Genomic DNA, 19,151 nt, shown 5'->3' with positions numbered 1-19,151 from the left:
TAATAACTGCCGGGGGTAATGTCCCCACTTTCCGCGAGACGTTTGTTATAGTTCATAATTTTAATTGGCAAGAATAAAAGCCCTTTTGCGCGCCTCGGTCTAATTTCCGCAAATTATTCTTTGTCGATCGCGGCTAGCATATCGTTATAGGCATCTTCGTTCACATAGGCCACCCCTTCGACCAGCATCCTTGTAAGTTTACCCAAAGGGTGAACGTTGTCCGGATCGAGGACAACAACGATTTGACCGGATGTCATATTCTTCTCGTTGACAGGGTAGAGGTCACGAGCAGGATCGTATCCATCTTCAAGAGTAATATATCGCCCCGTATCCATGGTGGTCGGGATGGCAACCTGCCCAGTGCGGACTGAGGCGCCGGCGACGTATTGGGCGTTGACGACATTTATAGCCCATATGTTGCCGTGTGAAATGATCTTGCGGTGCTCCTCGGCGTCTGGCGCATAAACTGCTTGCGCCACCGTCGCGTGATTGATCAGGAATCGGTCCTCGACACGTTCGTGAGAGCCTGCACCAGAGAAACTGATTGTATTCGACATGTTCTTACCATTGTGGACTACGAGCGCCAAATATGGCGAGTAGAGGTAGGGGAGGCAATATTCCTCTTGGGAAGAGTCGACGATGATTTCCGTGCATATGGAATAAAAGATATGCTGTCTGGTTGAATTTCGAAAAACCTAAGATAAAAACTGCTTAACAATGTCGTAGTTGACGTTTGATATGTATCGACACCCGTCTTGCCGCTTGCTGTTATCCAACACTTTGATGTCGTTGAGGCGCGTCACGATTGCATAATTCGGGTAACACTTTTGGTCACGCGCTTCAGGTCGGGCATTGATTTCCCGAGAGCCGCAGTCAAAAAGGTAGTACTGGCATCTGTATATGCTGACGGGATGTCGGGTTGGTATCGCGATAGCAATATCGTTTAATTTTCCACCCATTTGCAAATATGCTGGAACGATATGAATTGGAAAACACTTTGCTTTCCCAGAGCTCGCAAGGGTCTCGTACTCGGTTACCGAGCAGCCTCCGGAACAACAGGACAGTTTGATCTTTTGCTGATATTGCAAATTGACTGGTGACGTTGTCGTATCCAGCGCCCAGATCGTTGACGTTGAATAACATCTCAACCCCATCTACTGCTACATGTTCAAGTAGTATGGCGATTTCTAGCGCAGGCTGCAATTCCAAAAGTAAATCCAATGAACAAGCTTAGGACCTGTTCGTTCTGAACATGCGCCTTTCTCTTTCGTCGAAGCCAATTGCAGAGCGATCATCGATCTTGGATTCGATGCCAAACCGAGTATGGTGGCGAACCACTTTTCTAAAAAAACGCGAGAGGGCAATATGCAGGTTTTAGTCCGCGATAACAATGTCGATCAGGCGCTGCGCATTCTCAAGAAGAAGCTACAGCGCGAGGGAATTTTCCGTGAAATGCGTCTCCGTGAAGCATTCGAGAAACCATCCATCAAGAGAGCGCGGGAAAAGGCTGAAGCAGTCGGCCGGCAGAGAAAACTTGCCCGCAAGCAGATGCAGCGCGACGGACTTCTTCCTTCAAAGCCGAAAAAGGACGCATGATCACCTGCCCGATGTCGCGCTAGGTAATCAGACGCGATCGTCTGCAGGAGTATGCTCCTGCCGCGTCCGCGTAGGATCGCGACGATCCTATGGAGTGGTTGCGGATGGTTCTCGTTGCAGAGGAGTTGAAGAATAAGCGGGCCGAAATCGGCCTGAAGGTCGAGGAGATGCGTGCGCAGATCGTAGCGCTGGAGCGGCAGCAGGTTGCTTTCGATGTGGTCATCCAGACCTACGAGCTAGACTACTCGCCCGTCTCGGAATCACGCATCCTTGACCGCCGTCGCAAGCGCGTCGCGACCGATCCTGTTTCGGAACTCTTGAAGGACTTCGACCAGATCAACCCGGAGACCGTGTAATGGATAACATTCGCGCCATCAGAAATGATGATGACCTCGCATGGGCGATTGCAGAGCTCAGCCAGTATTTCGATAACCCTCCCGAACCTCTCAGCACCGATGGAATGCGCTTCGATATCCTTTCCGATCTGATCGAAGCATACGAAGACAAACACTACCCCATCGACGCACCAGAACCGGTTGAACTTATTAGGGCTCACATGGAGCTAACGGGACGCAGCCAAGGCGATCTCGCGACGCTGTTCGGATCCCGCTCCCGTGCATCGGAAGTGCTGAACAAAAAGCGCGCGCTGACCGTCGATATGATCCACAGGCTGCACAAGGAGTGGGGCATTCCGGCTGATAGCCTCGTAGAGCCCTATCACCTTACGGCTCTGGAACCTAGATACGCCTGACGGATGACGATGGCATTTCAAAATTCTAAATAACGCCGGTTAGAGACCCTCAGGCAAATGCCAACTTCAGCCAGTCGCCTCAGGCGACACTTAATCAAGTGCCTGCATTTCCAGCGACCGGTACCGAAAGCGCCGGGCTCCCCGTCGCCCATGGGCCATTTGCAGGAGAAGGCCTGCCTACCCTGCAAAACAGGCATTATGCACTTGGAGGAGATTTTCCGAAAAAGTCAGAACCTGTACACGACTATTTTCGTCAAGTTTATTGACATGGATAGCATCCACCTCTTTTATGCGCCCGCACAAATTGAAAAGTGGGCCTGCGCCATATGGAATTTTCAACCGAAACTCAAAATTGGCCAAGCGAGCTTTCTAAAGCGGGGATGGCTGATCGTCGCTCTGTACCACCTGCGTTACTACGTGCGCCCGCCCCTTCCGACGAAAAATTAAACGAGATATTGATGCTCGCAAGCCGTGTCCCCGATCATGGCAATTTGGTGCCTTGGCGGTTTATTCTTGTAAGGGATCATCAGGCTCGTGATCTCCTGGAAGAATTCCTTTGCGCGCATGCTGTCGAAGAGCAAGACGAAGGCGCCAAATCCGCGATGAGCTCTCGACTGCGGGCATGGCTGATCGGACCGCCAGCTACAGTATTTCTCGTTTGGCGCCCCGATCAAACAGCACCATTCCCTGAACTTGACCAACTGCTTTGCGCAGGAGCCGTCGCTACTACTTTTCTACACGCGGTTCACGCGGAAGGCTTCGGGTCAATCTGGCTAACCGGCTGGCCCTGTTCATCAGAACGGGTCAGACAGATCATGGGTCTCGAACACCACGAACGGTTAATTGGGCTTTTTCCTTTGGGCACTCCAACACGAAGGCCGGCAGAACGAGCAAGGCCGAACGCAAGCAACCTACTGAGTGAGTGGCGCTCCTAAACAGCCGTCGAATTATGGGGGATTTATCATTGTTACCTAAAACTTTCTGGTTTTCGATTTCAGTATCCACGCTTGCTCTATGCAGCGCAGCTTTCCCGGCATTCGCGCAAGATAGCGACGGTGAAGCCGTCCTTGCGCCGATTACGATCAAGGCCAGTCGCGTTGGAAATGCTCCCGAGAGCGTAACACGAAACGTCACTATTCTGGAAAAAGAGGATATCGACAAACTCCTTACGACGTCTCACAGCCTGCCTGATCTTCTGGGAAAGGCCGTTCCCGGGCTGGCACTGTACACGGGTGCATTCACCACATACGGGCAAGGTCTGCGCGGACGCAGCGCCCTCGTCGTTATTGATGGGGTTCCCCAGAAACTCAACCGTGACACCTCCCGCGATCTCTTCAATGTCGACGTTTCCGCTATCGAGAAGATTGAGGTCGTCCATGGAGGCTCCGCGCTTTACGGCAATGGCGCGACAGGCGGCATCATTTACATTACCACACTCCAGGGCGGCGGCGAGACACGGTTTAAATCGCGTATAGAGACCGGCAACAGCCTTACCAACTTTGGCGGCCAGGGAGCGAATGCGCGCTTTTCGCAATCGGTGCAGGGAAGCACGGGGGACACTGACTATGCCTTTTCTGCGTCGGGCGATCTCAACCGTGGGCTCTTCGATGCCAAGGGCGACCGCATAGCACCGGAGCCAAGCCAAGGCGATCTTTTCGATACTGTCTCGGGGAGCTTTTTTGGGCGTGTGCGCCACCATTTCGACGATCAGAGCATAGGCGCCTCATTGATCGTCAAGAAAATCAGACAGGACAGTGACTATGCTGCTGACACGACCGTTGCAGGTTTGCCGCCCGGCACCGTCCCCGCTCGCGCTGTAAAAGGATTGTCACTCGATGAACAGGGCGGACTGTTCAATGTACAAGGAACCATCGACTATCGACACGAGGATATCCTTGGGGGAACACTAGACGCCCAAGTCTTTGCCCGCAGGGCGGAATCGCGATTCTATCCTGCCGATGCACGCGCCATTCGCAATCGCGCAGCAATCATCCAGTCCTATTTTGAAAGCGACATTTACGGAGGAAGCGCTGTTTTCAACACGCCTATACCGCTAAGCGAAGATGTTCCCGTCAATTTGATGTGGGGAATGGACGCGCAATTGGAAAGCTCCGTCGGCCCGGCTGATCTTTTTGACGGCACAGCTTTTGATAGGAGCAGAGGCACTGTCTTCAATCGCACGCGAACGACGCTGTGGACCCCGCCTTTCGATCTCGATCAATATTCTCTGTTTGCCCAGCTTGAGGTGAAACCGACAGATCGCATAACAGTGCGCGGTGGTGTCCGACAGCAATGGGCCCATTTTTCCGTCGACAATTTTACGACGATCATCGGCGATCCTATCGCAGGAGGCAGTCTGGATTTTTCCAGTGCGCTCTACAACATCGGTGTGAACTATGAGTTCATCGACGGAGTAAGTCTCTTTGCAGATTTTTCTCAGTCCTACGATCTTTCGGACATCGGCCTCCAGCTTCGCCAGGCCCCCCGAGGTTTTAATCTCACGCGCAGCAATATCAGCCCCCTCAGCTACGACAACTACGAAGTCGGTATTCGTGCATCTGTCGGGGATTTCACGGGAAGTGCTGCAGCTTTCCTGAGCAAATCTGAGCTGGGTGCCTTGCGCACCGAGAACTTCATCCTTGTTCAGGACCGCGATCCCGAAGAAATCAAAGGCATCGAGTTGGCCGCGAGTTACCGCTTCAACGACCAGTGGTCGGCTGGGGGAACCTTTACCTACACACATGGCGAACGAACGGCCGCGAACGGGCGTAAAATCGCTTTGGATGGCTTCCGCATCCCTCCGATCAAGGTGACAGGCTATGTCGAGTACATGCCGACAGATTGGTGGACGATTCGTCTCGACGGAGTCTATAGCGGATCTCGAGACGACGCGTTCAACGACCGTGTGGCTTTTGGTGGTGCGAAGGTGGAAGATTTTGCAATTTTCAATCTTGCAAGCGACTTCAAGCTGGAACGTGGAAAGCTCAGTCTTGGTGTCGACAACATTTTCAACGAAGATTATTACAACGTCTACGCTCAGTTGTTGAGGAATTCCAACAATACAAGCCATATCAAATCGCCGGGCACAACGTTCAAGATCGCGTACGAGGTTGAATGGTAGCCACATCTTCTCAGGCGAAAACACCGGAATTCTCTTCTAATGCATCTCTGGTCGGTTCACGGCTCTCGTTCGTTGCCGGCGGTCGCAAGATTCTCGATGAGGTCTCCTGCGAGATTCAGGCAGGAAAGACAACGGCACTTGTCGGTCCCAACGGTTCCGGCAAGAGTTCCTTGATGAGACTTCTGGTGCGCCTTGAAGCGCCTACGGCAGGACAGGTCGCCCTTTCGGGCCGCGACGTTACGTCCTTCGGTCGCCGCGATTTTGCGCGGCGACTGGCGTTTCTTCCACAAGATATGCAGCCACCCGCAGCACTATCGGTCCGCGATCTCGTTGCCTGTGGAAGACACCCGCACCGTGCCGTATGGCGGCCCGAGACAAAGCGGGACGGAGAGGTCATCGAGGAGGCGCTGGCGGTTACCGATCTTGCTGATCTTTCCAGCCGGCCCGTCGGAGCGCTTTCGGGAGGCGAGCGTCAGCGTGCGCTGATCGCCATGGCGCTTGCGCAAGAAACGCAGATTCTGATGCTCGATGAGCCGACAACCTATCTGGATCTTCGTTATCAGATTCAGATACTGGAACTTGTTCGCAGACTTCAGGCCGAACGGCAGTTGACTGTTTGCTGGGTTCTGCACGATCTGAACGAGGCAGCGGCCTACAGCGACGAGGTCATCGTTCTTTCAAAGGGGCGTAGCGTCGCAACCGGGTCGCCTGAACACGTCCTGACGCCCGTGTTCATACGTGATGTTTTTGGCATCGATATGTTAAGGCTTGCACATCCTGCCGATGGCGGGCCGCTTCTGGTTCCGTCCCGCGGCTGGTCTCCCAATCATTCCAGAGAAACGACATGACCGGCCTCAATCGACGTAAGTTTATTTCCACCCTCTCCTCTGCCGCCTGCGCCTCGGCTTTGCTCCCCGGGAAGTTGATGGCGCAGCCGGCGCTGCCGCGCGTCGTCGCCCTTGAATGGCGTTACGCTGACCACGCTCGTTCGCTTGGATTGCCCCTCGTAGGCGTCGCCGATCTCGCTGAATATCTCGGTCAGGCTTCATCCGGTGCGAAAGAATTGGCAGCGACTGGGCCTGCGGATATGGGTCGCCGGCAGGAACCTTCCCTTGAGGCAATCATCGCTGCGAAACCCGATCTTATCCTGGGGGTCAAGTTTCGGCACGAGCGCATCCAGCCGCAGCTTTCGAAGATTGCCCAAACGATCCTCTACGACTACACCCAGACCGGCAAGGCGAACGGCGACCAACTCTCCCTTATGATTGACGAGTTGCAACTACTTGCCGAAAAAGTCGGGCGCCGCGATGCCACGGACAAAGCAGTTCACGGTCTCGATGAGTTCCTCTCAAAGCAATCCGAACGGCTTGCATCCATTCCTGACCTGTCACGGCAGATCGTATTTGCCCAGTTTCCATCCGGGGTAAATAATATTCGCCTTTTCACGTCGAATTCCCTGCCCATTTGCCTTTTGGAACAACTAGGACTTCAGAACGCATGGAATGGGCCGTCGGAAGGATTTGGCTTCACGACAGTCGGTCCGGAGCGGTTGCTGGCTCTTGGTGACATAATGTTTCTCGGTGTCGCTATCGGCTCGGACAACAGCTATACGAGGCTCGCAAGGAACCCGCTCTGGCAAAGCATGCCGTTTGTGCGCGCTGGCAGATTTTTTGGTCTGACCGATGTCGTATGGCCGTTTGGCGGCATTCCGGCGGCCGAGGCCTTTATCGTAAAAGTCGCGGAGACGCTCACGCAGGAATGATCGCTTCCACGAAAAATGAGTGGCTATTGACTGCGCGTGCGGTTGTGATCGCAGCCTGCGGGGCAATAGCGATGACGCTGGTATATCTGCATGCATCCATCGGCATCGAGGCTCCGATACCCACCATCCTCGGCAGTATTTTGTCGGCAACGCCCGACGATCCGGCCGGCATGATGTTGCATTATCTTCGACTTCCACGCACGGCGGCGGCCATTCTGACCGGAGCGTGTCTCGCCGCGGCCGGAACGCTCTTTCAAGCAGCGACGCGCAATCCGCTTGCCTCGCCGGGGATTCTCGGCGTGACGGCCGGCGCACAGCTCTTCGTCGCGCTCGTTACCGTCGTACCCGCCCTTGCACTTTTCGTGCCGCCTGCGATGGCCGCGACTGCGGGCGGGCTACTGGCAGGCGGAGTTACCTGGACGGTTTCAAGGGCCAGTGCCGGACCCGTCAGGATCGCTTTGTCGGGAATGGCGGTATCCCTGATGGCGGGAGCCGCTGCTGCTGCCATCGCACTTCTGGATGAGACTGCTGGCGCCAGCCTTCATCTGTGGGGCGGAGGAAGCCTCGTCCAAACGGATTGGCAGGCATCGCTCGGCGCCTTGGCCGGCTTCTGTCCAGCATTTTTGCTGGCGCTGATGTTTGCCAGGCAACTCGACATTCTCACCCTCGGTGACGATACCGCAAGAATACTGGGGCAAAACCTGTTTCTGGTCCGGGGCGTCGCGCTTGCTCTCGGCGTCTGGCTGTCCGCACTAGCCGTCACGCTTGCCGGACCTGTCGTATTCGTGGGACTGGTTGCGCCCAACCTGCTGCGCCTGACGGGAATATCAAAACATATCCTCCTGCTGCCTGCGGCGGTGATTGTCGGAATGGCGCTGACGGTCGGGGCTGATCTTCTTGTCCTGAGCCTGTCGGCCAGTACGATCGAACTCCCGGTCGGTGTGCCCATAGCGCTCGTTGGAGCGCCGGTCCTCGTCTTGCTTGCCTGGCGTCACGCGCAGGAAAATCGCGCCACGTCGGAATTTGCGGGCAGATACCGGACACCGCCTACCCTGCCCGGATTATCCCACCCGGCCTTTCTTGTCTTCCTGCTCGTCATTGTCGGCATTACGGGGCTTGCCGGCGGCAATAGCTTCATTTCCCCATTGCACGTTCTGACGTTTCTCATGGGTACGTCCCCAGCGGACCTGCAGAGCATCCTGGAATTACGCATACTCCGTGTCGTGGGTGCGGCATTGGGTGGTGCGCTTCTTGGGCTTTCAGGTCTTCTTCTTCAAGGCGTCATCCGCAATCCGCTCGCAAGTCCGGAGCTGATCGGTATCACACAGACATCCGGCCTCGCCGCTGTCGCCATACTCCTTTTTTTTCCAGAGCTTGGATTCCCGGGTGTTCAGGCAGGAGCGATCCTCGGCGGCCTTGCCGCCACGGTTCTCGTTGCCAGTCTCGGATTGCGGCGCAATCTCGCCCCATCGGCAATGGCGCTCATTGGCCTTGGCCTGGCGGCATTTGCGGCCTCTGCATCCACCGCCTTGGTCATCATGGCCGGTTTTCAGGCGAGCCAGGCCGCTACATGGCTCGCCGGATCGACCTATGGCATTGGCAAGACCGACCTAATGGTTCTTACCGGTGCGCTGTTTTGCGTCGCACCAGTCGCATATCTGTTGGTGTCGCTCACCGACATAGTGGCGCTCGGTCAACCGAAAGCATCAAGTCTCGGGCTGAATTTCCGGGCGACGGAATGGGCTCATCTGCTGGCCGGCGCATTGTGCGCCAGCACGGTCGCTGCAATCTTCGGACCCGTATCCTTCGTCGGGTTGATGGCGCCGCATGCTGCCCGTCTTCTCCATCCAGGCCGTTATCGCGACCTGCTAACCACCAGCGCTCTCGTCGGAGCCATATTGATGATCATCGCCGATTGCCTGGGTCGGACCCTGTTTGCACCGATCGAAATACCCGTCGGCTTGATGACGGCGATCATTGGAGCTCCATTCATATTGTTCGCTCTACGCCGGGCATGACAAGCTGATGCAGCGGAATCGGCACGACGCGCACGGGAGGAAAGACGTGTCGCGTGGATTTGTGCGGAAACAGAAGACCTCGCTGCGCGCGTTCAACGATCTCGTCGGGTTCGAATGACATGTCGGCCCGCCAACTGCCCAGCCGTACGTTCTCATAATCGAAGGTCACGACCGGCACGAGCTTCAGCCCGAGGCGCAATGCTGCGGCATGACGATGGTGCCCGTCCATGATGCATCGGCTCTTCCGCTCGATGCAGATCGGGCTGGTCCAGCTTTGATCCCGGACCAGAAGATCGGTCACCTCGTTCACTCTGCCGGGGATGATTTCTTCGTGGGGAGAAAGGGTCGATGGCGGCACGAGGCGCAGTTCCGAGAATGTCATGCTATCAGCCTTTCGTTGGAGACTGTCTGGTTCAGGAATATCCGTTCCGGATGGGCGTTGCTCAGGAAGTCATGGTGAGAAATGTCCCATCCATAGGCGCCTGCGGCGAGGAAGCAGACGATATCGCCGACGCCAAGGTCGTGAACCTCTTCGTCTCGCAGCAAGACATCCTTCGGCGTGCACAGCTCACCGGTGAAGGTAACGACTGCCTTTCCGATCGTAGGACGCGACCAGGACCGTGGCCAGTGTCGACCTTTAAGGATTTTATGCGGGTGGCGGTGCTGCCAGGCCGAAGGGAGCCTGAAATGATGGGATCCCCCGCGCAACAATGCGAAAGTCTCGCCATGGGTCGTCTTCAGATCGATGACCTCGGTAACGTAGACGGCGCAATAGGCCACAACAATGCGCCCGCATTCGAACTGTAGCACAGTGCCGTCTGCAGGGATGGCGTCAGCGAGCCCTTCCGCGAGATGGTGGATGTCGAATCTCCGGTCAAGATCGGCATAGTCCACTCCCCAGCCGCCACCGAGATTGATGACGCGTGCTTCCAGGCCATTTCGCTTCGCCCAATCCTGCGCCCTCAACAGCGCCTCCCTGCAGAAGACGGCGTGGGCGTCGGCATCCAGGTTGTTGGAGATAGTGTGGAGATGGAAGCCATCAAAGCGCAAGTTCTGGCGTGACTTGGCGAGTTGAATGGCCTCGTCGACACGCGCTTCCTCTATGCCGAACTGCGTCGGTTGCCCTCCCATCGTGATGGTCGCTCCCGGAACAGGACCGGCCATGTTTATCCTCAACAGGATTGGGAGCTTTGTACCGGCCCGTGCCGCCACCATGTTGGCCAGGTGCAGGAGATGAAGGCTTTCGATGTGCACCCTTTCGACTCCATGGTCGATTGCGGCAATGAAATCCGTTTCCGTTCGTGCCGGCCCACCCATGATGATACGGGCCTGGGGGCCGACGGCCTGCCGCACTTTGCGAATTTCACCAGCCGAAGCGACTTCGAAGCCTGCGACGATGGGCGCCAGCGTCACAAGCACCGCTGGATCGCTATTGGCCTTGATCGCGTAAAAGAACTCGCTCTGCGCCGGCAGGTTCGACACGATCTCGCGGGCGTGTCTCGCTAATCCGTCCAAATCGTGGATGTAGGCGCAAACAGGAATTTCCCGTCTGACAAGCTGCTCGACAAGCTGAAGCGAAGGATTGAAATATGTCACTGTACGATCTCCTTGGAAATTTGGGGCTGTGAGGGCCATCGGCTGCGCCAATTCCGGTCGCACCGCGTCAACGCCTGACGCAGTATTCCGCGATCGTTGGCCCCGATGATGCCGAGCGCACCCTGGGCAACATGGCGTTCTATGTCCTCGTCACGACGGGGAATGACGAATAACTGTTTGCCTGCAGCCCCTACTGCGATAGCCACCTTCGCCTCGGCATCAATCACTTCGGGGCAGGTCGTCTGCCACGGCAGGCCGATGGACTGCGAATAATCAGCCGCTCCGAGGAGAACCGCGTCGATGCCTTCGGTCCGGGCAATATCATCCACGGCGTCGAGACCCGAACGGTCCTCGATCATCGCGACAATCAAGGTCTCGCGATCAAGCCTCGAAATGAACTCTACCAGGTCACAGTCCCCAAAGCGGCCAAGACGGCCAGCGTTCAAGCCCCGCGAGCCAAGAGGCGCGTAGCGCGCCCTCGACGCTGCGGCCTTGGCGTCCTCGGCGCTGGAGCAACGCGGCACGACGATCCCAGCCGCTCCGGCATCGAGAACCTGCAGAATGCGGTCCGAGCGTGCGTCGGGAACACGCACCAATGCGCTGATACCCGATCGGTCTGCCGCCGCCAGCAGGCATTCAAGCTCCCGGCCGTCGATCAGCGTATGTTCGAGATCGATGAGGACAAAATCAAAGCCCGCGACGGCCGCCACCTCCACAATGGTAGGCGCAGGGATCGACAGAAACAGTCCTCCCGCCGCTTCGCCGCGATCCAGCAGATTGCGCAACCTGGTCCGTGCGCTCAGCATGATGCGTTCTCCGGGAATCCAGCTGCATGTATCAGCGGGTTCAGGACACGTCGGGCCGGAACTTGTCCGGTATCGAGCCGACGACGTGCCAGATCCTCCACGAGGACTTCGTCGTCGAGCAGCCTGAATGTAACTGCACCTTTTCCTGCCGCCTCGTTGCTGTGAAGATGCTCACCGATGACACCGGCAGCCATACGCCAGAATGCCCGCTCGTCAAATCCGAAATATCTTTCGAGGAAGAACGCCAGCTCGGCGAGATTGACCCCGAAGAGCGCATCGAACATGAAGTCGCGCACGTCCTCTGGATCTGTTGCCTCGACATATGAATTGGGATTGATCCAGGCGTGTTCGGCCGGCGTTGCAACAAGGACAGGCCTGCGGGTGCGCAGCCGTTCCGGTATGAAGCGAACACCGTCATGGAAGTCCTTTAAGGCGACCCGCGCAGGCCAGCCATTTCGGTGAACGAGGACCATGTTCTGCTGGTGGCTTTCCAAGGCAATGCCGTGAGCGGTCAGTAGATGCACAACGGGAATTGACGAAACGCGCAACAGCTCGCGTGTCCAGTTCTCCACGCCAAAGGCGTCCATCCACGGCGCGATGGCAGGGCGTCCGTCAACGTCGAGATGCGCCAGCATCGAAAAGGGCGATGCCGCTTCGGTTTCAGCACAAAGATATTTGTGTACCGGGTCCCGCCAGATTGCCGCCATGCCGCCACGAAGATCTTTGCCCGTGTTCAGCTCGGCGGGCAGGGTCACTGTCGTACCCATGCGCTCCAGCAGAAAGATCGTACCGGAAGCACCCAGATATGGATCGCTACGCGATACGTCGTGCAGCCAGGCGCTGATGATCGGGGCGTTGAGCACTGTATGAGCGGCAAGTGTACGTGCCGTCGAGGTATTCCGGATAGAAAGGGCAAGTTTGAGGGAGGGAGCGTCCGGGGAAGTCTGATCGGCAAGGGTGCGGATTGACTGTTGAGCCAGATAGTCATGCCGGGCTTCTCCCAAAAAGACGATCCGGCCGGCTGCGCGTTCAAGCGTCGTTGCTGCTTCGATCTCCCGTTCCCATTGCCATGGATGGACCGGCAGAATGTGAAAGTCGCCATCGAGTGCGGGCGCGTCGGCGGATGTGAGCAATGATCGATCCTGGCGTCCAGGTTCCGCGACTGAGGAACTGGCGGAAAGGTCTTTGTGGATTCCCAGCCAGATCGGCTTGAGGGTGTTGGCGAACTCCGGCCCGTATGTCCTGTTTTCCTTGGGTGAAAAACCTATCCGGGATTTGAAGCAGGGATGATACCGATGGCCATCGGTAAGATAGGCCTCTGCTGCGTCATAACCTTGCGAGGCGAGCGCCCTTCCCCGTTGCCGACTGACAACCAGCGCTTCGGCATGGTTGAGAAACGTCCTGCGGATTTCGTCACGAAAGCGCTCGTGGGTTAGGGCATCGCCGACGGCAAGAGGCAGCAGATCACCGAGAAGCAAAATGGGATCGTCGCAGCGGGCATCCTCTAGCGCTTTGAACCGCCGGACACTGCCCTCCTCCACCAGCCAGCGGTCATAAGCGGCGGTCCTCCTGACAATGGCGCGATAGGTGACCGACACGTCCGAAGCCTGTATCGACACCTCTCCTGCCCCACCCTTTGCGGGAGCAGCAAGGAGCGCACCATCTGACAAAAGGCCTTCGGTGAGAAGAGCGCCGAGCGTCTGCGACACGACCCTGCCCCCAGCAGCATGCAAAGCAGACGTCAAGGCATCATCGGAGATTTGCGTGGGTTTCGCCTGGAACTGGCTCGTCATGGGGTAGCCTCCGCTGGGTTTAATTGACGGATATCGGAAGATGTGGCGATCTTTCCCGCCAGGAAGGGATTCAGAATAGGGATGTAGCTTGGTGCTTCACCATGTCCGCCAAGGCAGCTCTTCAGGTTTGCTTTGGCAGGGAGATCGGTACTCGCCAACAGTTCGCCAACGGCTACAACATCTGAAAACTGCTCCAGAACACGCCTCGCCCTGCCCCACAGATCGCATTCATCGATGCTGGCGACCTCGGCCACCGTCGCGACGACGTGGGAGAAATGGTTGACGACGACGTAATAGAGGAGCCGTCTCCAGACCGTCTTGCGGTCATAGAACAGGGCCTGATCCAGAAGAGGCGCTCCGTCGCCGTTGAAACGGCGTTCGAATGCAGTTCGATCGACTGCGATGCCCTCCAGGTCGCGCACGAAGAGGCGGTCTGGCCAACCGTCTACGAAGCGCACAAGGCTGTTCTGGCTATGTGCCTCAAGCGCAATACCGGTATCGTTGAAAAGGCGCAGTAAGGGCATGAGCGACACCTGAATATAGGCCTCGAGCCAGCGATGCGCACTTTCGCGGCTCTGCAGGTGATGTCCGCTTACCGCTGCCAGGTTTGGCTTGCGGCTAACCGGGTTCGTTTCCAAAAGACCGGCAACAACCAGAGGGGGTGGACCTTTCCCGAAATCGGCGTCTCTCAACAGATACCCGGTCTCGGGATGGTATCGAAAGTCACCGTCGGCGTTGCGGGTCTGCAGGATGCGCCCGATCGGCTCGTCCAGTACCGTCAAACCGGCCTGTTCGACGGCTGGCGCCACCGCTGCGATCGCCCGTGCGCCGGCCACGCTGCGCGCAATCTGCTCATCGGTATTGACGCGGGGAAAGTTCGTGATCCTTGCCTCGATCGGCAGTTTGACAAAGAGGCTTTGATCTGGAAACCACACCGTACGCACCGACGAGGTTGGAACGGCCACATCGCCCGTGGCTTGCGTGATCCGCATCTCTCCGGACCGGAGCCGGTCTGCAAGGTCGGGGCTTTTTTCAAGGCGTGCTGCCTGCCAGGGATGGCATGGAAAAAGAACGTCATCCCGTACATCGCTTGCCGACAGGCCAGAAGCTGCCAGCAGGCGCGAATCCATGTCATCGAGACGCCCATGATCACTCGCAAATTCCCGAACATGGCGGCGGTTCACCAGCAGCCAGCGAAGCTGGAAGCGTGCTGCGCATTCCGGTGCATAATTTTCGGTATCGGTCTTGGTGAAACCACCAACGCTTTTCGCAAGCGGATGAAACGGATGACCGAACCACAGCGACTGCTCCAGTGCGACTGCTGAAACTCCCGGTGTCGCGACTGACAGGAAAACGGCATACTCGCGGCTTGCCATCGACGAGCGACCGATCCTGTACAGGATATCCTCGATCTCTTCGCTCGCTGCATCCCGCTGCGTCCGCAAAAGGAAGGCAGCTAGGTGAGAGACGTCTTCAATTACTCGCGATTCGTTCCGGTCCCTGACAGTGACATGTGCGCCGAAACGATGAAACCCAGTAGGCGAAAAGCGATCGCACTTTGCAACGATCATCGCGTCGCCAGCCCTGATTTCGACTTCGCGCCCCGCCCGGATTGCCAGATCCGGTTGAAACTCGCGCAGCCACGTGTTGAGAAGCCTGTCGCGCTCACGATGGGCCGCAAGACTTATTGTCATGTCATTCAACGTCATGGCTTCTAGCCTCCGGCTGTAGGTAGAGAAGAATTGATGCGAGAAGGGTTAGGAGAGCTGCCGCAAAGAGCGCACCGTTATTACCGGCGGCAAATACAGCAAGCCCGCAAATGGCCGGACCGATGGCCTGACCCAAAGTGGTGGCCATACGCCCGGCTGCGAGATTGGCGACACGATGCCTGGAACGTCCAAGCACAGAAAAGAGTGATGGAGCTAGGCCCGAGTTGAAAGCGCCGTGAACGATCCGCGACAGGGAGATCAAAACAACTGTCGATCCCGCGAGCAACGAGACAAGCGCAAACAGAGATCCTGCTGTGGAAAGACGCATGACCGCCCTTTCCCGGCCGGCATCTATCCAGCGCCCCCATAGCGGCAACACCACGATTGCGGCTGCCCAGCTTCCGGCGTGAAGCAAGCCGATCAGGCTTGCTGTCAGGACCGCGCTTTCCTGCTCCAGCGCCCAGCCTGCAAAAAACGGCATGAAACCAGAAGCACCGGCGGTTGCCAGAAGACCGGAAAGAACAAGCATGCGGGTGGGAGTTGGCGGCAACAGCCCCGCAAAACCAGATGACTGCTCCTCATCCTTCACAGGCCTTGCATCATGAAACACATAACCGCAGAAAACGCTCAAGGCCACGAGCAATACGGCAAAACCCGTCAACAGGCCTTGGAGCGCATCATTGTCAAATGCCCATCCTCCCAGGAGGGGACCGGCTATGCAGCCAGCTGCCAGTGCCTGCTGCAAACCCGAATAGCCACTTCCCCTGGTCGTCCGGCTATGTTCAACCGCGAGAAGCAGAAGGACACCGACCCCGGTCAGTCCCTGAATGCTGCGGCCGAGAGCAAAAACCTCCACCGTGCCTGACTGCGCCTGAAGCAAAGCACTGAGAGCATTCAGTAAGCACGATAGGCCCATGAGCCTTCCGAGTGGATACGAGGACGCGAGGCGGGCCCAGAGGGGCGTGGATAGAATGGCACCGATTGCAGGGGCTGCCGCGATCACGGCAGCCCAGAGGGCGATATCTGTGGTCCCTGCCCCCGACAAGCGCTGGAGATGCAGGGAAAGGAATGGCAGCACTGCCAGAGGTACAGCGACCGTTACAAACTGCACGGAAAGCACGAGCCACCAGGACGTTTGTTTGAGCCTACCTGCGATCATCGGTTTCGCTCGAAATCGAAAAGCGGATTGCTTGCTAGACCCAGGCGGCTCGGCATGCCAAGTCCGAGCTCTGTCGTCTGCAGCAACGGGGTCAAAATCTGCTTGAACGGCCAATCAGGTTGCTCGAGCAGAGCAAATCTCAGTCTCTCGCGCTCTTCAGACGGCATTTCAATGCACTCGAGACGATGTTCCACGCTCGTGCGCAGGAGGTGGCGTGACGTTGAGAGCTCGAGTGCACCGGCCCGGTCGAGTTCGGTACAAATCGCACGCAAGGCCACGTCGAAGAGCAGGGTCTGGCCGTAGGCAATGAGGTCTTCGGGCCGTGACAGCAACATGGTTGCGCGACGCGGATCTTTGATGATGTATTCGGGAGCCTGAAGTCCGCACGCTGCAAGTCCTGCGGTATGGCACCGCACGGTATCGTGATCGCGCAGAATCACTGCAGACGGTCGCCCCTTTGAAATCTCCACGAGCACGTTTTGTCCGTGCATTTCGGGAATGAAACCGCTGGCGAGTGCTTCGATTGCAAAACCAGCCAGGAGGTCGAAGAGTTCAACGATGAAACCCTCAAGCGTGTTGTCGCGGCAAGCCTGCAGGCTGGCTTCGATAGCAGGAGGTATCCCGCCGGCTGGCGCAACCGCAAAAGCGGCAAGGGGGATCAGGCTGGCTCCGTCAATTAGGGGGAAGGTGCGCACCGCACACCCAAGGTAGGCGGTCCGGGGAGCCAGGACATCTCCCGACAATTCGGAAAAAGTCCAGAACTGCGTTTCGTCGGCAAGCCGCGCTATCTGGCCGAGGCCAGGCCGGTTTGCCAGCGCCGAGGCCAGGACGTCCGCTCCCTTCAGGCCATTGTAAAGAGACTGCGCGCTTAGTAACCGGCGAACGCCCAGGGTTTCGACATCAAGCGGCAACTTGAGATGACATCCGGGCTTTCCGGGAATCGCAACGGTCCGCAGCGACGACGTCGCGACAACCAGTGGACCTCTGAAATCCAACATGGTGATCCGTCCATCTGCGAGTTCCTCAGAAAACTCTCGGGGAGCGACGTGGTCGGCTTGCCACGGATGGAGCGGTAGCGCCTCATGCGTCGTATCGATTCCAAGACGCACCAGCTCCTGACCAAGCAAGGCCGACTGGGCGTCATCCAGAATGGCGGCGGCTGGTCCACCCCCCTTGGCACGCGGTGACGCAAAAAGGTTGCTTTTCTCTACCGCGCACCAGCGCAGTGGGAAATACCTGCCAAATTCGGCGCCGTATTCCTGAATCTCTCCAGCACCCCAACAACCTCGGGAATGCGCCAGAGGATGGAAGGGACGATCCCGCCACGCCGCCATACGTTCCCAGAGGAGATCGTTCCCCAGAGCTCCAGGCTGCTTACCCGCATTCGACAGGACTGTGCCCATGGCCTGGACGAGATCTACATTTTTCTCGCTCTGACCGAGTTGCCTCATGGTCCTGTCCAGGACCAGCAGGTCGAGTTCTGGAAGAGCATTCAGCACCAGCCAGAGCAACTCGGAGGGGTCGAGGGTTTTGCACGTCTGTGCATGCTCGATACCTGATGGCCGCCACCCACCCCGCCAGTGGTCAGGTTGCAGCCGGACCACGATCTCCTTTCCGCCGATGGCTATTGTGGCATGATTATCCTGTTGTGACGAAAGAACGCGGCTTCGCAAACCGGCAACGTCTTCCGTCCAGAGCAGATCGAGGAGATCGTCGAGGATCGCATTGCGATCCCCTGCGTGTGTTGGAATTTGGGACATGTAGTTCATCAGAACAGGTCCACCAATATTCCAGCGTCGATAGCCTCCGCCCGGCGTAGAATGGCACGTGCGCAAACGATATCGTCGATCGCCATCCCCATTGGATTAAGAAGGATGATCTCGTGATCGTTTTGCCTGCCGGGTTTCAGGCCGCTGACGATTTCTCCGATTTCCGCGTGTAGCTTTTCGCGAGAGAAAGACCCTTCCTCGACAAGCTGGTTGATGATCTTCTTTTCACGATTGCACTGGTCCCAATCGTCTACAACGACCTTGTCTGCGCGCAAGAAGACCTCCTTTTCGACATCCATGATGGAGATGTTGGAAAGAAATGTGCCCGGTCGAAGCCATTCGAACTTTAGATAAGGTCGATCGGTGACGGTGGCGGTGACAACGACGGTAGTCGCCTCGACCGCGGAGCGTGCGTCGGTGTGCGGAACGGCCTGCACCGCCGGAAACGCTTCGGCCAGCCACTGGGTCAACGCCGCCACTGCCTCAGGCTGACGATCGAAGATGTGGATGCGCCTGACACTCGAAAACTGTTCGCAGAACATCTGGATTTGGGTACGGCCGATCGGCCCGCAACCGATCACCGTGACGTCGGTGAAATTCGGGCTAGCCAGATGTCTGGCAGCGATCCCGGTGACTGCAGCGGTGCGCAGTGCACTGATGCGGGCTGCTTCCAGAACGGCAATGGGAAAATGCGTTTCATTGTCGTTCAGGACAATCACCGCGCTTGCCCGATCGATCGAGCGTTGCGACGGATTGTCGTGTTTCGAGCCGATCCACTTCAGCCCCGAGATGGGATCCCCGCCGCCGATCCAGGCCGGCATGGCGATGATCCGATCAGCGACATGACGGGAGTTCGGATTGCGAAGATAAGGTTTCAAAGGCTGAGCGTAATCCCCCTTGGCATGGAGGCGGAAGCCTTCTTCGACGGCCTCCATATAAAGATCCGAACGGTCGCCGCCAACCGCGGCAATGTCCCGTCGCGACAGGAAACGAAGGCGAGCGCCAACGCCCTCCCGTGACCGGATGGTTTCAATCATGTTCATTTTAATCTCCTGGTGAATTTAGGACGCA

17 protein-coding genes are annotated in these 19,151 nt (G+C 57.3%); 8 read left to right on the top strand and 9 right to left on the bottom strand.

The features are described from left to right. Positions 1-113 precede the first annotated feature (113 nt). Positions 114-557, bottom strand: a complete 444-nt coding sequence (locus CFBP4996_RS27460; protein WP_137396197.1) for a hypothetical protein — start codon at positions 555-557, stop codon at positions 114-116. An 808-nt stretch (positions 558-1,365) separates the two neighbouring features. Here CFBP4996_RS27460 and rpsU point away from each other — a divergent pair. From rpsU to CFBP4996_RS27425, 8 genes are all read left to right on the top strand, one after another. After that, entirely contained in the window at positions 1,366-1,596 is a 231-nt protein-coding gene (rpsU, locus tag CFBP4996_RS27455) for a 30S ribosomal protein S21 (protein ID WP_080855103.1), read from the top strand. Positions 1,597-1,700: 104 nt separating this feature from the next. Then, positions 1,701-1,952, top strand: coding sequence for a hypothetical protein (locus CFBP4996_RS27450; RefSeq protein WP_080855102.1), 252 nt, complete (start codon positions 1,701-1,703; stop codon positions 1,950-1,952). Then, a complete protein-coding gene (locus tag CFBP4996_RS27445) occupies positions 1,952-2,347 on the top strand; it encodes a helix-turn-helix domain-containing protein (RefSeq protein ID WP_080855101.1) in 396 nt (131 codons plus the stop codon). The genes CFBP4996_RS27450 and CFBP4996_RS27445 overlap by 1 nt, the downstream gene beginning before the upstream one ends. A 326-nt stretch (positions 2,348-2,673) precedes the next feature. Further along, positions 2,674-3,282, top strand: a complete 609-nt coding sequence (locus CFBP4996_RS29595) for a nitroreductase family protein (RefSeq protein WP_080855100.1) — start codon at positions 2,674-2,676, stop codon at positions 3,280-3,282. Positions 3,283-3,311: 29 nt separating this feature from the next. Then, the gene (locus CFBP4996_RS27440) at positions 3,312-5,468 is read left to right on the top strand and encodes a TonB-dependent receptor (protein WP_162936147.1); all 2,157 of its coding nucleotides are present in this window, start codon (positions 3,312-3,314) and stop codon (positions 5,466-5,468) included. Next, on the top strand, positions 5,462-6,316 hold the full coding sequence (locus tag CFBP4996_RS27435; RefSeq protein WP_080855098.1) for an ABC transporter ATP-binding protein: 855 nt from the start codon (positions 5,462-5,464) through the stop codon (positions 6,314-6,316). The genes CFBP4996_RS27440 and CFBP4996_RS27435 overlap by 7 nt, the downstream gene beginning before the upstream one ends. Further along, positions 6,313-7,230 carry an ABC transporter substrate-binding protein gene (locus tag CFBP4996_RS27430; protein ID WP_080855097.1) on the top strand — a complete coding sequence of 306 codons (918 nt, stop codon included), beginning with the start codon at positions 6,313-6,315 and terminating at the stop codon, positions 7,228-7,230. Before CFBP4996_RS27435 ends, CFBP4996_RS27430 begins: the two co-directional genes overlap by 4 nt. 71 nt (positions 7,231-7,301) lie before the next feature. Beyond that, positions 7,302-9,248 carry an iron ABC transporter permease gene (locus CFBP4996_RS27425; RefSeq protein WP_162936146.1) on the top strand — a complete coding sequence of 649 codons (1,947 nt, stop codon included), beginning with the start codon at positions 7,302-7,304 and terminating at the stop codon, positions 9,246-9,248. Here CFBP4996_RS27425 and CFBP4996_RS27420 read toward each other — a convergent pair. The 8 genes from CFBP4996_RS27420 to sbnB are packed head-to-tail and all read right to left on the bottom strand — an operon-like array spanning position 9,220 to position 19,123. Next, entirely contained in the window at positions 9,220-9,630 is a 411-nt protein-coding gene (locus tag CFBP4996_RS27420) for a ParB N-terminal domain-containing protein (RefSeq protein ID WP_080855095.1), read from the bottom strand. The two genes, CFBP4996_RS27425 and CFBP4996_RS27420, sit on opposite strands and share 29 nt — an antisense overlap. Continuing rightward, positions 9,627-10,844: a type III PLP-dependent enzyme gene (locus CFBP4996_RS27415; RefSeq protein ID WP_080855094.1), complete on the bottom strand. Its 1,218-nt coding sequence runs from the start codon at positions 10,842-10,844 to the stop codon at positions 9,627-9,629. Before CFBP4996_RS27415 ends, CFBP4996_RS27420 begins: the two co-directional genes overlap by 4 nt. Further along, entirely contained in the window at positions 10,841-11,650 is an 810-nt protein-coding gene (locus tag CFBP4996_RS27410) for an HpcH/HpaI aldolase family protein (protein ID WP_233283474.1), read from the bottom strand. The genes CFBP4996_RS27415 and CFBP4996_RS27410 overlap by 4 nt, the downstream gene beginning before the upstream one ends. Then, the gene (locus tag CFBP4996_RS27405) at positions 11,644-13,443 is read right to left on the bottom strand and encodes an IucA/IucC family protein (protein WP_080855093.1); all 1,800 of its coding nucleotides are present in this window, start codon (positions 13,441-13,443) and stop codon (positions 11,644-11,646) included. Before CFBP4996_RS27405 ends, CFBP4996_RS27410 begins: the two co-directional genes overlap by 7 nt. Next, positions 13,440-15,152, bottom strand: a complete 1,713-nt coding sequence (locus CFBP4996_RS27400; protein WP_080855092.1) for an IucA/IucC family protein — start codon at positions 15,150-15,152, stop codon at positions 13,440-13,442. Before CFBP4996_RS27400 ends, CFBP4996_RS27405 begins: the two co-directional genes overlap by 4 nt. Next, positions 15,139-16,311, bottom strand: coding sequence for an MFS transporter (locus CFBP4996_RS27395; RefSeq protein WP_080855091.1), 1,173 nt, complete (start codon positions 16,309-16,311; stop codon positions 15,139-15,141). The genes CFBP4996_RS27400 and CFBP4996_RS27395 overlap by 14 nt, the downstream gene beginning before the upstream one ends. Then, positions 16,308-18,080, bottom strand: coding sequence for an IucA/IucC family protein (locus tag CFBP4996_RS27390; RefSeq protein WP_080855090.1), 1,773 nt, complete (start codon positions 18,078-18,080; stop codon positions 16,308-16,310). Before CFBP4996_RS27390 ends, CFBP4996_RS27395 begins: the two co-directional genes overlap by 4 nt. Continuing rightward, the gene (sbnB, locus tag CFBP4996_RS27385; RefSeq protein ID WP_080855089.1) at positions 18,080-19,123 is read right to left on the bottom strand and encodes a 2,3-diaminopropionate biosynthesis protein SbnB; all 1,044 of its coding nucleotides are present in this window, start codon (positions 19,121-19,123) and stop codon (positions 18,080-18,082) included. Before sbnB ends, CFBP4996_RS27390 begins: the two co-directional genes overlap by 1 nt. Positions 19,124-19,151: the final 28 nt, after the last annotated feature.

This window comes from Agrobacterium leguminum (assembly GCF_005144435.2).
In the GTDB taxonomy this organism is placed as follows: Bacteria; Pseudomonadota; Alphaproteobacteria; order Rhizobiales; family Rhizobiaceae; genus Agrobacterium; species Agrobacterium leguminum.
The sequence above is the reverse complement of the archived record's forward strand: the minus strand, read 5'-3'. Positions and strand labels throughout refer to the sequence as shown.

Excerpts from the sequence above, each read along its gene's own strand:
- CFBP4996_RS27460 (WP_137396197.1), bottom strand. The coding sequence starts at position 557 with ATGTCGAATACAATCAGTTTCTCTGGTGCAGGCTCTCACGAACGTGTC.
- rpsU (WP_080855103.1), top strand. The coding sequence starts at position 1,366 with ATGCAGGTTTTAGTCCGCGATAACAATGTCGATCAGGCGCTGCGCATT.
- CFBP4996_RS27450 (WP_080855102.1), top strand. The coding sequence starts at position 1,701 with ATGGTTCTCGTTGCAGAGGAGTTGAAGAATAAGCGGGCCGAAATCGGC.
- CFBP4996_RS27445 (WP_080855101.1), top strand. The coding sequence starts at position 1,952 with ATGGATAACATTCGCGCCATCAGAAATGATGATGACCTCGCATGGGCG.
- CFBP4996_RS29595 (WP_080855100.1), top strand. The coding sequence starts at position 2,674 with ATGGAATTTTCAACCGAAACTCAAAATTGGCCAAGCGAGCTTTCTAAA.
- CFBP4996_RS27435 (WP_080855098.1), top strand. The coding sequence starts at position 5,462 with ATGGTAGCCACATCTTCTCAGGCGAAAACACCGGAATTCTCTTCTAAT.
- CFBP4996_RS27430 (WP_080855097.1), top strand. The coding sequence starts at position 6,313 with ATGACCGGCCTCAATCGACGTAAGTTTATTTCCACCCTCTCCTCTGCC.
- CFBP4996_RS27425 (WP_162936146.1), top strand. The coding sequence starts at position 7,302 with ATGACGCTGGTATATCTGCATGCATCCATCGGCATCGAGGCTCCGATA.
- CFBP4996_RS27420 (WP_080855095.1), bottom strand. The coding sequence starts at position 9,630 with ATGACATTCTCGGAACTGCGCCTCGTGCCGCCATCGACCCTTTCTCCC.
- CFBP4996_RS27410 (WP_233283474.1), bottom strand. The coding sequence starts at position 11,650 with ATGCTGAGCGCACGGACCAGGTTGCGCAATCTGCTGGATCGCGGCGAA.
- CFBP4996_RS27405 (WP_080855093.1), bottom strand. The coding sequence starts at position 13,443 with ATGACGAGCCAGTTCCAGGCGAAACCCACGCAAATCTCCGATGATGCC.
- CFBP4996_RS27400 (WP_080855092.1), bottom strand. The coding sequence starts at position 15,152 with ATGACGTTGAATGACATGACAATAAGTCTTGCGGCCCATCGTGAGCGC.
- CFBP4996_RS27395 (WP_080855091.1), bottom strand. The coding sequence starts at position 16,311 with ATGATCGCAGGTAGGCTCAAACAAACGTCCTGGTGGCTCGTGCTTTCC.
- CFBP4996_RS27390 (WP_080855090.1), bottom strand. The coding sequence starts at position 18,080 with ATGAACTACATGTCCCAAATTCCAACACACGCAGGGGATCGCAATGCG.
- sbnB (WP_080855089.1), bottom strand. The coding sequence starts at position 19,123 with ATGAACATGATTGAAACCATCCGGTCACGGGAGGGCGTTGGCGCTCGC.